At 66.6% G+C, this 13102-nt stretch carries 10 protein-coding genes; all 10 read right to left on the bottom strand.

All coding sequences use genetic code 11. From position 1 onward, the window contains the following. Positions 1–27: 27 nt before the first annotated feature. Positions 28–2046, bottom strand: a complete 2019-nt coding sequence (gene tkt, locus DT603_RS04010) for a transketolase (protein ID WP_162348566.1) — start codon at positions 2044–2046, stop codon at positions 28–30. 82 nt (positions 2047–2128) lie between these two features. Then, complete coding sequence (locus DT603_RS04005) at positions 2129–3469, bottom strand: dicarboxylate/amino acid:cation symporter (RefSeq protein WP_162348565.1); 1341 nt, start codon at positions 3467–3469, stop codon at positions 2129–2131. Between the two features lie 198 nt (positions 3470–3667). Beyond that, the gene (locus tag DT603_RS04000; protein ID WP_162348564.1) at positions 3668–5338 is read right to left on the bottom strand and encodes a BatD family protein; all 1671 of its coding nucleotides are present in this window, start codon (positions 5336–5338) and stop codon (positions 3668–3670) included. After that, a complete protein-coding gene (locus DT603_RS03995; RefSeq protein WP_162348563.1) occupies positions 5335–7074 on the bottom strand; it encodes a VWA domain-containing protein in 1740 nt (579 codons plus the stop codon). Before DT603_RS03995 ends, DT603_RS04000 begins: the two co-directional genes overlap by 4 nt. Continuing rightward, a complete protein-coding gene (locus DT603_RS03990; RefSeq protein WP_162348562.1) occupies positions 7071–8090 on the bottom strand; it encodes a vWA domain-containing protein in 1020 nt (339 codons plus the stop codon). Before DT603_RS03990 ends, DT603_RS03995 begins: the two co-directional genes overlap by 4 nt. Next, positions 8087–8539, bottom strand: coding sequence for a DUF4381 domain-containing protein (locus tag DT603_RS03985; protein WP_162348561.1), 453 nt, complete (start codon positions 8537–8539; stop codon positions 8087–8089). The genes DT603_RS03990 and DT603_RS03985 overlap by 4 nt, the downstream gene beginning before the upstream one ends. Further along, on the bottom strand, positions 8539–9453 hold the full coding sequence (locus tag DT603_RS03980; protein WP_162348560.1) for a DUF58 domain-containing protein: 915 nt from the start codon (positions 9451–9453) through the stop codon (positions 8539–8541). Before DT603_RS03980 ends, DT603_RS03985 begins: the two co-directional genes overlap by 1 nt. A 23-nt stretch (positions 9454–9476) precedes the next feature. Then, positions 9477–10424: an AAA family ATPase gene (locus DT603_RS03975; RefSeq protein WP_425500935.1), complete on the bottom strand. Its 948-nt coding sequence runs from the start codon at positions 10422–10424 to the stop codon at positions 9477–9479. A 233-nt stretch (positions 10425–10657) separates the two neighbouring features. Continuing rightward, the gene (locus DT603_RS03970) at positions 10658–12544 is read right to left on the bottom strand and encodes a type IV pilus secretin PilQ (RefSeq protein ID WP_162348558.1); all 1887 of its coding nucleotides are present in this window, start codon (positions 12542–12544) and stop codon (positions 10658–10660) included. Positions 12545–12558: 14 nt separating this feature from the next. Further along, positions 12559–13101, bottom strand: coding sequence for a pilus assembly protein PilP (locus DT603_RS03965; protein ID WP_211368288.1), 543 nt, complete (start codon positions 13099–13101; stop codon positions 12559–12561). Between the last annotated feature and the right edge of the window lies 1 nt (position 13102).

The raw sequence follows: 13102 nt of genomic DNA, 5'->3' as shown, positions 1-13102 counted from the left end.
AGATACGCGAGTTCCCGCCAACGGCACTCAACCCAACGACTTCGCCGCTTCCACCACTTTCTCGACGGTAATGCCGAAGTGCGGATACAGCACTTCCGCCGGCGCCGAGGCGCCGAAGGTGTCGATGCCGATGACTGCGCCATCCAGGCCCACGTACTGGCGCCAGAAACCGGTGACGCCGGCTTCGATGGCGACGCGCTTGCGCACGGCGTTCGGCAGCACGGATTCGCGGTACTCGGCCGGCTGGCGGTCGAACACGTCGGTCGAGGGCATCGATACCACGCGTACCTTGATGCCGTCGGCTTCAAGGGTGGCCTTGGCCTGCGTGGCCAGCCCCACTTCCGAACCGGTGGCGATCAGGATCACGTCCGGAGTGCCGCCTTCGGCCTCGGCCAGCACGTAGCCGCCGCGGGCAATGTCGGTGACCTGGGCTTCGCTACGCGGCTGGTGCTGCAGGTTCTGGCGACTGAACACCAGGCAGCTCGGCCCGTCCTTGCGCTCGATCGCGGCACGCCACGACACGGCCGACTCGACCGCATCGCAGGGACGCCACACGTCGTTGTTGGGGATGTAGCGCAGCGAGGCCAGGTGTTCGACCGGCTGGTGGGTCGGGCCGTCTTCGCCCAGACCGATGGAGTCGTGGGTGTACACGTGGATGGCGTGCGCCGGATTCAGCGCACTCATGCGCACCGCATTGCGTGCGTAGTCGCTGAAGACCAGGAAGGTGGCGTCGAACGGAATGAAGCCGCCGTGCAGGGCCAGTCCGTTGCTGATCGCGGTCATCGCGAATTCGCGCACGCCGTAATAGACGTAGTTGGCGTTGGGATCGTCGCTGGCGACCGACTTGCTGGCCTTCCACAGGGTCAGGTTGGAATGGGCCAGGTCGGCCGAACCGCCGATCAGTTCCGGCAGCAACGGCGCGAACGCCTCGATCGACATCTGCGAGGCCTTGCGCGAAGCGATGACCGGGCCCTCGGCCTGCAGTTTCGCAATGAAGGCATTGGCGGAATCGACGAAGCCTTCCGGCAATTCGCCGCGCGAGCGGCGCGCGAACTCGGCGGCCTCGTCGGCATGCTTGCCTGCGTACTGGTCGCGCAGCGCATTCCACCTGGCCTCGCGTTCGTCACCGGCAACGCCGGCGCGCCAGCCTGCGTAGATTTCCTCGGGCACCTCGAATGGCGCATATGGCCATTCCAGTTGCACGCGTGCAGCAGCCAGTTCGTCCTTGCCCAGCGGCGCGCCGTGCGAAGACTCCTTGCCGCCCTTGTTGGGCGCGCCGAAACCGATCGTGGTGCGGCAGCAGATCAGGGTCGGCTTGCCTGGAGTCTTCAGCGCGGTATCGATGGCGGTCTTGATCTCGATCGCGTCCTGGCCGTTGACGTTGCGGATCACCTGCCAGCCATAGGCCTCGAAGCGCGCCGGGGTGTTGTCGGTGAACCAGCCGTCGGTGTTGCCGTCGATGGAGATCTTGTTGTCGTCCCAGAAGGCGACCAGCTTGCCCAGCCCCCAGGTGCCGGCCAGCGAGGCGGCTTCGTGGGAGATGCCTTCCATCAGGCAGCCGTCGCCCATGAACACCCAGGTGCGGTGGTCGACCAAGTCGAAGTCGGGGCGGTTGTAGCGCTGGGCCAGCAGCTTCTCGGCCAGGGCGAAACCGACGGCGTTGGCGAAGCCCTGTCCCAGCGGGCCGGTGGTGGTTTCCACGCCCGGGGTTTCGCTGTGTTCCGGATGGCCGGCGGTCCTGCTGTGCAGCTGGCGGAAGTTCCTGAGCTCCTGCAGCGGCAGGTCGTACCCGCTGAGGTGCAGCAGCGCGTACTGCAGCATCGAGCCGTGGCCGTTGGACAGCACGAAGCGGTCGCGGTTGAACCACTTCGGATTGTTGGGGTTGTGGCTGAGGTAGTCGTTCCACAGCACTTCGGCGATGTCGGCCATGCCCATGGGCATGCCGGGATGGCCGGATTTGGCGGCTTCCACCGCATCGGCGGCGAGGAAACGGATGGCGTTGGCGAGCTGGCGGCGGCCAGGCTTGTTCGAGGCGGGCGTCGTCATGGGGGCGATTTCAGGGAGGTCGCCCGTAGCTCGGGCGACCCATTGTCCCATCCCGGGGGCCGCCCTGTCGCGCTCCGCCCGCTCAGGCGCGGGTGTTGGCGACCGCGGCGCGTTGCTCCACCGCGTCAGGTTCGCCATGCGCCACCAGCGTGGCCAGGGTCAGGTCGCCGGTCACGTTCAGGGTGGTGCGGCACATGTCCAGGAAGTGGTTGACGCCCAGGATCATGCCGATGCCGACCGGGTCCACGCCGACCATGGCGCAGATCAGCGCCACCACCGGCAGCGAGCCCGACGGCACGCCGGCGGTGCCGATACCGCCCAGGATGCAGACCAGCATGACCATGACTTGCTGCCAGATGCCCAGTTCGACGCCGAAGAACTGGGCCAGGAACAAGACGGTGACGCCTTCGAACAGGGCGGTACCGTTCTGGTTGGCGGTGGCGCCCACGGTCAGCACGAAGCGCGACACGCGGTTGGGCAGGTGCAGCTTTTCTTCCGCCACCCGCAATGCGGTCGGTAGCGTGGCATTGCTGGAAGCGGTGGAGAACGCCATCACGCTGGCTTCCTGGGTGGCACGGAAAAACGCCAGCGGTGACTTGCCCACCGTCTTCAATGCCAGCGAATAGACCACGAACATGTGCACCGCCAGCGCCAGCACCACGACGCCGACATAGGCGCCAAGGCGCACCAGCAGGTCGAAGCCGAAGATCGCGGCCAGGTTGAACATGAAGCAGGCCACCGCATACGGCGCCAGCCGGATCACCAGCCCGATCAGGGTCATGGAGATTTCAAAGATGCCTTCGATGCCACGCTTGAGGATGCGGGTGTTTTCGCTGTCGGTCAGCACCAGGCCCACGCCGAACATCACCGCGAAGAACATCAGCGCGAGGATGGCGCCGTTGTCCGCCGCCGCGCCGATCACGTTGCTCGGCACGATGGACAGCAGCATGTCCATGCCGCGCGGCTGCTTGTCCACGCTGGCGACGATTTCCTTGGCGCGCTCGGCGTTGTCGGTGAGCAGGCTCTGCGCCAGCACCGGGTCCACGCCTGCGCCGGGTTTGAGCACGTTGACCAGCACCAGGCCGATGATCACGGCGATGGAGGAGAGGACCACGGTGTAGGCCAGGGTCTTCCAGCCGATGCGGCCCAGCGCGCGGATGTCGCCCATTTCGGCGATGCCGACCACCAGTGCCGAAAACAGCAGCGGCACGATGAGCATGAAGATCAGGTTGAGGAAGATCTTGGAGAACGGCGTGGTCACATAGGTGGTGACCGCCTTGACCCATTCGGCATCGCCTCCGCCGGTCGCATGCACCACCAGCCCCAGCAGCAGGCCCAGGCCGAAGCCGATCGCCATTTTCCAGTGCAACGGAAGCTTGCCCCTGGTGGGTACGGGCTTGCCGGAAACGGGCGCGTTGCTCATGCGGTGGTTCCTGTGTCGGTTCGACCGCAGCTTAGCAAACCGCCGATCAGCGCCTCGGCGATGCGTTGCCTGCTGGGCAGGCCTGCCTTGTAGAGTCGAGCTTGCTCGACTGCTGTCCGCGCCTAACCCAAGCAATCAAGAGCACCCGCGCAAGCCCGGCTCTACAACCGCCTACCGCCTACCGCCTGCGCATGCCGCTCAGCGCGGCGGATACAGCGGCGCCAATACTTCCTTGCGCGATGCTTGCACGCTGCGCCACAGCGGCCCTTTGGCGAATGCCTCGCGCAAGGCGGCGCGCGCCGCCACGCCGTCACCGTCGGCCCAGCGCGCACGACGCAGTTGCTCGACGGCATTGCGCTGCGGCGGCGAGTCCAGCTTGGCAACCAGGGCATCCAGGTCGGCACTGGGCGGCGTGGACATGCCTCGCAACACTTCGCCCACTTCGTCCAGGTCGCCGTTGTCCAGCACGCGCCGCAGGTCTGCCAGCGCGTGCGTGGGCATTGCGCCCGGGGGTTCATGCGCAGTCGTGGGCGCCTGCTTGCGTGTCGGCGGGCGGGTACGGCGCTGCAGGGCCCAGGCCAGGGTCACCAGCCATAGTCCAGCGAAGCCGACCGCCATCCATTGCCACGGGAACGCGCGCTGGCCGTCACCGGATAGACCAGCCGTAGTTGCGCCTGCGGCCACGCCGGTGTCCTCCGGCTCGGCCAGTGTATTGGTGGCGAAACCGCCCACGCCACGCGCCACCTGCAAGCTCAGGTCCGGCAGCGACGCGGTCTTTGCCTTGCCTGCCCGCACATCCCACCACGCCAATTGCATGCCCGGCACCACCAGCTTGCCTGCGCCATTGGGCACCACCGAATAACGGCGCGTCAGCTTGACCTGTGGCGAACCGGCCACGAAGGTTTCGTCGTACTGCGGCGGTTCGGCGAACACCTGCGCACCGTTTATCGAGGGCACCGGCAACTCCGGCATCTGCGACTGGGTGGCGCCCAGCATCACCGCTTCCACCACCAGGGTGGCGGCTTCCCCTGCACGCGCGGCCTGTGGCGCGGCCACGTAACGCAGGCGCAGGTCGCGCAACGGCAGCCAGGGTTGCGGCGCATTGGCCGGTTGCGCGCGCACGCTGATCGCACGCGGCGCGCCGTTGGCTCGCATTTCACGGCTGTTGCCGCCCAGCAGGTCATCCATCCAGCCGCCGGCACCACGGCCGATGAAGCGTGGCGCCGGGATGACCAGGGCGCCACTGCGATCGGGTACCAGCAGGAAGCGCCGCTCGACCACGTTGTAGTTGCGGCCGTTGAGCTGGCGGCTCGATTGCACGTCCTTGCCCATCTGCTGCAGCGATGCACCTTCCGGCGCGTCCAGGTCGAGCTGGCCCGAGACCAGCGGAACGGCATAGAACAGGCGCACGGTAACGCCGACCGACTGCTGCACGTACGGAGTGGGATCGTCGACATCGGTTTCCAGGAACGCCGTCGCATTGCCGCGTGGTGCCGCTGCCGCGGGAGTCGCACTGACGCTCAACACCATAGGCGCGGTGCGCTCGCTGCCCACCCGCAAGGCCGGAATGGCGAGCGCGCCGAAGCGCCGCGGCGTCAGCGAGGCGATGTGAGTGGTGCGCGCGGTGACCACGCCGTTGACCAGTGACACGCTGCTGTTGCTGGATTGCGCGGATATCTCGAAATCGGCCTGCAGCGGTGACAGGTCGGGGCGCGCGGCGGCCTGGTCGGTCTCGATGCTGAGGCTGACCGACTCACCCAAAGGCACCTGGTCCCTGTCCAGCCAGGCACGCGTGGTCGCCTGCGCCGGCACCAGTACCAGGCACAGCAGCAACACCCACCACATTCCGAACCTGCCGTCGTGTTTCATGGGCCTTCCTTCTGTCGGCGTTCGTATTCCAACCGGAACTTGGTCTTGAGCAATCCGCCCGGCTCATCGGGCACGCGCCGCAGCCACGCTTCCACCGCTTGCCTTTGCTCGCGCTGCTGCGCGGTTTCGGCACGTGCCGGACCCGGCGGCTTCCCGGCTGCCGGCTTGCCCTGGCCCGCCTTCTCCATGGCCTGGGCCATGCGTTCGCGCTGCGCGGCGTCGGCGGCTTGCTGCGCCTTGGCATCGGCCGCTTTCTGTTGTGGCGAGGGACCCGCACCGGCCTCCTGCTTCGGCGGGCCGGGCTGGGGCGCAGGCTGCTTGCCCTGGTTCGCTGGCTGCTCCGCCTCCTTGCCAGCCTGTGGTGAACCCTGGCCCTTGTTTCCCGACGGCTCCTGCTTCTGCTGGTTGCCCTGGCCGTCCTTCTTGTTCTTGCCTTCGTTGTTCTTGCGCTTGCGCGCCGCGTCCACGACCTTGCGGTTCTCGATGGCGTCTTCCATTTTCGGTTGCCGCTTCAAGGCCTGGTCATAGGCGGCGATGGCCTCGTCGTAACGGCCCTGCTTGGCCAGTGCGTTGCCCTGGTTGTAATACGCGTCGGCCTGCTCGATGCCCGTGAACGACTTCTCGGCAGCAGCAAAATCACCCTTGCGATAGGCATCGGCGCCCTGCGCGATGCGCTGATGCTGGATTTGGTCGGCGCGCTGCCAGAGATTGCCTTCAGCCGCGTGCGCAGGCATGGCCAGCGGCATGGCCGCGCAGAGCAGGATCGCGGCGAAGGCTCCTCCGCGGCGGAACGCGAACAACGCCAGCAGCATCAGCAGCGGCAGCAGCCAGTAACCCTCATCCAGCCAGGCCAGCCCCTGTTCGCCACGCTGCGCGGCGCCATCGGCCTGTGCCGGATCCAGCACGCCGAGTGCGCGCAGGTCACCCTCGCCCGCAGAAAGGGATTGATATCCGCCCCCACCGGCCGTTCCCAGCGCAGCGAGCGAAGCCGCGTCCAGCCGCGCATGCAGGATGCGACCTTCCGCATCACGGTAGGGCGCACCCGCCGCCGTGCCCGTGCCCAGTGCAGCCACGCGAAATCCCTGGCGCGAGGCATCGGCGGCGGCGGCAAGCGCGGCCGCATCGGCGTGGTCGGCCAGCACCAGGATGTCGCCGCGCTGGAAACCGGCCTGCTGCAGGAGTCGCGCGGACCAGGCGATGGCCTTGTCGACCTGCTGGCCATCCACTGGCATCACCGCAGGCTCCAGCGCATCCAGGAACAGCGCCACATTGGCGGCATCGTCGGTCAGCGGCGCCACCGTGAAGGCTTCGCCTGCATAGGCGACCAGGCCTACCTGGCCGCCGGCGCGCTCGCGCAACAGGGTGGCGACCTTGCTGCGTGCCTGCAGCAGTCGCGAAGGAGGCAGGTCGGGTGCCGTCATGCTGCTGGACAGGTCGAAGGCGATCACCAACGGGGCCTGCGACTGCCACAAGGGTTGTTCGCCCTGCCGCCAGCTGGGCCCGGCCAGGGCCAAGACCGCCAGCAGATAACCCAGCGCACCGATCCAGGCGAGGCTGCGCGTGGCCGCCCCACCGGTTTCAAGCAGGTGCGGCAGCAGGTGTGCGTCGACGACATCGCGCCAGGCGTGCTGGCGGCGCCGGCGCATTCGCCAGAACGACCACAACACCGGTAGCGCAAGCAGGGCCGAGAGCCACTGCGGCCGCAGGAAATGCAATGTGTCCCACCAGGCGCTCATCGGCGGCGCCCTGTCATCAGGAAGGCGCACAACGCGACCAGCAAAGAGGCCGCCAGCGGCCACCAGTAGCGTTCGATGCGCGGCCGCACGCGTTGGCCTTCGTGGGCCACCGGTTCGATGCGATCAAGTTCCGAATAGATGCCCGCGAGCTCCGCCGTGTCCCGGGCGCGGAACGACTGGCCGCCGGTCTTCTGCGCAATCTGCCGCAACACGGTTTCATCGATTTCATCGCCACCTCCGGGGATCGGCAGGCTCAGTCCGAACAGGCTGAAGCCGCCCCCGGACCCGCCGAAGGCAATGGTGTGGATGCGCACGTGTTCGGACTTCGCAAGTTCGGCCGCCTTGAGCGGATCCAGCACGCCTGCGGTATTGACGCCGTCGGTAAGCAGGATCAATACGCGCTGCCCTTGTGGTTGTTCCCGCAGGCGTTTGACCGCCAGTCCTATGGCGTCGCCAATGGCGGTGTCCTGCCCGGCCAGTCCGACCACGCTGTCACGCAGCTGGTCGCGCACCGAATCCCGGTCGCGGGTCAGCGGGGTCAGTGCGTAGGCGCGCTGGCCGAATACCAGCAGCCCCACACGATCGCCCACGCGGCGATCCAGGAAATCGGCCAGCACCGCCTTGGCTGCGGTGAGGCGGTCAACCACATCACCTCCCAGCTCCATGTCCGGTTCGCTCATGCTGCCTGACAGGTCCACGGCGAGCATCAGGTCACGTCCGCTCTGCGGCGGCGCGACTGCTTCGCCAAGCTGCTGCGGGCGCGCGGCTGCGGCGCAGAGCAGGAACCACGCCAGCCAGGCCAGCACGGCGACATGCAAGTGCCGGGGCCGCGCGGCTCCCGTGGTGGCAATGGCATCGAGCCTGGCGCCGTACGGCACCCTCAAGGCAGCCGACGTATTGCGCAGTGGCGGCAGGAACACGCCGGCCAACCACGGCAAGGGGAAAGCCAGCCACATCCAGGGCCACGCAAAGCCTCCAAATGCGGTCGTGAGCAGCTCGAACACGGCGCTGCTCATTTGCGTTTCGCCATCAGTGCGAGGTAGCGCTGGCGCGCCAGTTCGCGCGCCGCGTCCCACTGCTTTGCGGGAAGCTCGCGCCGGTATCCGCCTTCCAGCAGCAGACGACCGGGACCTTCACTGAAATCCCTGCGTTTGCCGGTTCCATCAAGAAAACGCAGCCAGGCTTCACCCTGCAGGCGATCAGCGGAAGAATCGATGCGGCGCGCGGCGCGACGCAGCAATTCCGAGGCCGCCCCTGCCTGGCTGGATGGGGCACCAGTGCAGGCTTCTTCGAACAGTTCCGACCAGGCGCGCAACCTGCGCGAACGTCGGCGCCTGATCCACCATGCGACAGCCACCACCAGCATGAGGGCGGCGGCCATCAACCACCACCCCGGCGCGGGCGGCCACAGCGACGGTGCCGCCGGCACGTGCACATCGCGCAATACCAGTTCGGAAGCCTGCATCAGGCCACCTGCGACTGCGAACGGCCCAGCAATGGCAGCCACGATTCGCTGGGTGCGTCGCCCTGCAGTGAATAGACCCGCACGCCACGACGCGGCAGCGCCTCCAGCGCGCTTTCCACCGGGCCGGTGAACTCCTGCTGCCAGCGCTTGCGCTGGGTTGCATTGGCGAGGTCCAGCTCCACGCGATGGTCGCCCAGCGCGAACGGCAGCATGGCTTCGGGCGGCGCGCTTTCCAGTGCATCGGTCAGCAGCAGCACTACTACTTCGTGGTGCGCGGCCAGGGCCGGCCAGCGCGATTCAGGTAGCGCGGCGATGCTGCGCGGATCTGCCAGCACTATCAACCGCGAGCCGGGACGCAGCAGCCGCAGCGCATGGTCCAGGGCCACGCCCAGCCCGGCATCGTCCTGTGGCGGCTGCGAATACCAGCGGACCAGCGCATCGAGCACACGCAACGCACCGCGCGCGCCCGACGCCGGAGGTACCGGCGCTTCCCTGCTGCTGCCGCGCAGGATCGCGACGCGATCGCCATCGCGCACGGCCGCCCAGACGGCGACGGCAGCAGCGCGTGCAGCCTGCACCGACTTGAAGCGCACCCGGGTGCCGAAATAAAGGGCCGGCGAAGTATCGGCGACGATCAGCGTGAGGCGCTCGCGTTCGGCCTGGAACAGCTTGGTATGGGTGCGCCCGCTACGCGCGGTGAGCCGCCAGTCGATGTGGCGTACGTCGTCGCCGGCTACGTATTCGCGCGACTCGGCGTATTCCATGCCGCGACCGCGCAGGCTGGATTGCGCAGGGCCGGTGACGTTATGGCGACCCTTGCGCGCCGCGATCCGACGCTGCGCGATCGCACGCAAGGCCACCAGTTCGGCCAACGTCGGCTTGAGTCCATCGCCGGCTGCGCCATTGGCATTCATCTGTTCCTGCTCCGGCCTGATGCTCAGGGCAGCGGGACCACGTCCAGCAGCGCGGCGACCAGGCGGTCGCCATCCCAGCCTTCGGCGGTCGCTTCATAGCTGGGCAGCACCCGATGGCGAAGCACGTCCGGGGCAATCGCCCGCACGTCATCGGGGGTAACGAAATCACGGCCCGCCAGCCAGGCGCGCGCGCGCGCGCATCGCTCCAGCGCGATCGAACCACGCGGGCTTGCGCCCCAGGCGATACGACGCGCCAACTGCGGGTCGTAGCGACCTGCATCGCGCGAGGCCAGCACGAGCTCTATCAGGTAGCGCTCCAGCTGCGGGGCGACGTGCAGCTCGAGGACGGCGGCACGGGCCGCGAACACATCCTCGATCGGAAGACGGACGATCGCCTCGGGGGTGTGCTGCAGGGTGTCGCGCGCACGTTCTCGCGCCAGCCGCAGGATTTCCGCCTCGGCCGCCGCTTCGGGGTAGCCGACGCGCACATGCATCAGGAAGCGGTCCAGCTGCGCTTCCGGCAGAGGGAACGTCCCTTCCTGTTCGATAGGGTTCTGCGTGGCCATCACCAGGAACAGTTGCGGTAACGGATAGGTATGCCGACCGACCGTGACCTGGCGCTCGCCCATCGCCTCCAGCAGCGCCGACTGCACCTTGGCCGGCGCGCGGTTGATCTCGTCGGCCAGCAGGATGGGGTGGAAGATGGGGCCCGGCTGGAACTCGAAACTGCCCTCTTGCGGGCGCCACACCTCGGTACCCGTCAGGTCGGCCGGGAGCAGGTCGGGTGTGAACTGGACCCGGGCGAAATCCGCCTGCAGGCGTGAGGCCAGGGCGCGAATGGCGGTGGTCTTGGCGAGCCCCGGCGCGCCCTCGACCAGCAGGTGGCCATCGGCCAGCAGGGCGATGAGCAGTCTTTCCACCAGCGCGGCCTGGCCGACGATGGTTTCGGACAGCCCTGCGCTCAGTTCCATGAAAGCGCTGTGGAGGTGTGACTGACTGTCGGCGGCGCTGTCTATGGCCGCGGGAAAGGTCGGACTATCCATGCTGGGGCGTTCTGGAATGGGCATCGGGCGATTTTGACCGAGCCTGCCCCCAGTTGGTTCATGCGGCCGCCAGACTTGTTCCATGCGGTTCAGGGAATGGGTCGCGGAAACAGGAACGGGACCGCAAGCAGTCCCGTTCGGTCATGACGCGTTGCGGCTGCTCAGCGCTTTGCGACTGACAACACCTTAGGAGTGATGAAGATCAGCAGTTCAGCCTTGTCCTTCAGGCGACCCTTCTTCTTGAACAGGTTGCCGAGGAACGGGATATCACCCAGGAACGGCACCTTGGCAACATCGCTACGATCCGTGAATTCATACACGCCACCGATGACCACGGTCTGTCCGTCCTCGACCAGCACAGCGGTATTGATCTCGCGCTTGCTGATGGTTGGGACCTGGCCGTAACCGGCGAGGATGATGAATTCCTCCACTTCGTCCTTCTTGATGTTGAGGTTGAGGAACACGCGACCGTCGTTGGTGATGGTCGGGGTCACCTTGAGCTCAAGCAGGACCTCCTTGAACTGCACGTTGGGCGTGGCCGCTGCACCACCGGTACCGCCGGTGATGGTCACATAGCCGATTTCGCGGCCCTGGCGGATATAACCCTCGCGCTGGTTGGCGGTGATGATGCGCGGGTTGGAAATCACTTCACCACGACCTTCTTCCTGCAGCGCGGAAAGTTCCAGGTCCAGGTTGAAGTTGGCACCCAGCAGGGTGTAGGCAAGGCTGGCAGGGGAGCCATTTGTGAATGCGCCCGCCGGGAGGTCGACATTCAGCCCGCGGTTTGCGCCAGTGGTTCCACCTACGCTGCTGCCAATGGTGCCGGTGTTGGCTCCATTGTTGTAATTGCGGGTCCCGCCGACACCAAACCTGGCGCCCAGGTCACGAGCGAACGTATCGGTGGCAATGACGATGCGACCTTCGATCAGCACCTGATCCACGGGGCGGTCGATCACGTTGATCAGCTCGCGCATTTGCGCGACCTTCTTGGGGATGTCGCTGATCATCAGCGTATTGGTGCGTTCGTCCGCAACCAGGCGACCGCGCGGGCTGAGGAAGCCGTTCTCCTGGTCGGCGCCGCCGCTGCCACCGCCACCGCTGTTACCGATGCCCTTGGCCTCGGTCAAAGCTTTGTAGATGGCCGAAGCACTGTGGTAATTGATCTGCACGTAATCGGTGACCAGGTCGACGCGGTTGTCGATGGCGATGCGCGCGTCTTCCTTGTCCTGCTCGAACTTGGCCAGTTCGGGCTGGGGGGCAACCCAGACCACGCCGCCTTCACGGCGCTGGTCCAGTCCCTTGGCGCGTAAAACGATGTCCAATGCCTGGTCCCACGGCACATTGACCAGGCGCAGGGTGACGTTGCCCTGGATGGTGTCGGACGCGACGATGTTGAGGTTCGACTCTTCTGCAATCAGCTGCAGGACGGTACGGACCGGCACGTCCTGGAAGTTGAACGTCACCGGCCGGCCACTGAAGGACCTGGCTGCGGTGGCTACGCGTGCTGAGCCGGCAGCAACCGCGACGGCGCTGGAGGCGCCTACTGCGGACTGGGCCGCACGCGGCACGATTTCGACCACGTACTCGTTACCGGTCTGGTAGGCCAATGATTCATACAGACCATTGGTACTGAGAACCAGCTGGGTCCCTGCACCGGCGCTGTGTGCGTCGACACGCTGTACCGGGGTAGCGAAATCGACGACGTTGATCGGCTTTTGCAACGAGGCCGGCAGGCTGGCATTGCCAACGTCCACCACCACATTGTTGCCCTGGTTGCGCAGGTCGGGCATGGCGCCCTTGCCGTTGAAACGCAGGATCAGGCGACCCGCCCCGGCCTCGCCACGCTTGAAGTCGATACTCGAGACCTCAAGGGCCCCGGGCACTTGGCTGGCTGGCCCGGCCTTGGCGACCGGCGCGGTAGCCACGGGCACCGCCGCTGTCGCGACGCTGGAAAATGCCATCAAGCCGATGGCGAGTCCAAGCGTACATGCCCGGAAGGTGGCCAAGCGCCGGAAAGGCAGCGGGCTATGAGCGTTCGAAGCAGTCATCCTGTATCCCCTAATCATTGATCTTCAAGCGCAATCGACGCCGGCCGTTCCAGCCAGCCGCCCGCACCATCTGGCACAAGTTCGACAAGTTCAATGCGATCTTCATGGACGCTGGTGATGCGGCCATCGCTTTGCCCCATGTAAGCACCCGGCCTCACCCTGTAGGTGACCTTGTCGGGAGCCATCACCAATGCGACCAGCCCCGCGCCCTTGCCGATGGTGCCGGCCATGTCCAGGCTGTCCAACGGGTACTGCTCGAGTGTTTCCTTGCGACGATTCGGATCAGGGCGCAGTCCGCCACTGTCAGCGTTGCTCCAGGCATCGCTGAAGGGGTCGCGCAGGCCCTGGGCCGCATATTCGAAGGTTTCAAACTGCTGCATCACGGGCAGTGGTTCCAGCGCTGGCGCGGGTCGGGCCTGCACGTCTGCAACCCACTTTTCAAGGTTGGGCGCGTCACCAGGCGAGCTGGAGATCCCGCGTGCGCAACCGGCAGCGAGCAGTACTGCCGCGGTCAGGCAGATTGAACGCAGGAGCCTGAGCCGCACGGTCTGATGCATG

This window comes from Pseudoxanthomonas gei (genome assembly GCF_010119615.1).
Classification (GTDB): Bacteria; Pseudomonadota; Gammaproteobacteria; order Xanthomonadales; family Xanthomonadaceae; genus Pseudoxanthomonas_A; species Pseudoxanthomonas_A gei.
The sequence above is the reverse complement of the archived record's forward strand: the minus strand, read 5'-3'. Positions and strand labels throughout refer to the sequence as shown.

Bases quoted from the DNA above. Each gene is read 5' to 3' on its own strand.
- DT603_RS03965 (WP_211368288.1), bottom strand. From the start codon at position 13,101: ATGCATCAGACCGTGCGGCTCAGGCTCCTGCGTTCAATCTGCCTGACC.
- DT603_RS03980 (WP_162348560.1), bottom strand. From the start codon at position 9,453: ATGAATGCCAATGGCGCAGCCGGCGATGGACTCAAGCCGACGTTGGCC.
- DT603_RS03975 (WP_425500935.1), bottom strand. From the start codon at position 10,424: ATGGAACTGAGCGCAGGGCTGTCCGAAACCATCGTCGGCCAGGCCGCG.
- DT603_RS04005 (WP_162348565.1), bottom strand. From the start codon at position 3,469: ATGAGCAACGCGCCCGTTTCCGGCAAGCCCGTACCCACCAGGGGCAAG.
- DT603_RS03985 (WP_162348561.1), bottom strand. From the start codon at position 8,539: ATGCAGGCTTCCGAACTGGTATTGCGCGATGTGCACGTGCCGGCGGCA.
- DT603_RS04000 (WP_162348564.1), bottom strand. From the start codon at position 5,338: ATGAAACACGACGGCAGGTTCGGAATGTGGTGGGTGTTGCTGCTGTGC.
- tkt (WP_162348566.1), bottom strand. From the start codon at position 2,046: ATGACGACGCCCGCCTCGAACAAGCCTGGCCGCCGCCAGCTCGCCAAC.
- DT603_RS03995 (WP_162348563.1), bottom strand. From the start codon at position 7,074: ATGAGCGCCTGGTGGGACACATTGCATTTCCTGCGGCCGCAGTGGCTC.
- DT603_RS03990 (WP_162348562.1), bottom strand. From the start codon at position 8,090: ATGAGCAGCGCCGTGTTCGAGCTGCTCACGACCGCATTTGGAGGCTTT.
- DT603_RS03970 (WP_162348558.1), bottom strand. From the start codon at position 12,544: ATGACTGCTTCGAACGCTCATAGCCCGCTGCCTTTCCGGCGCTTGGCC.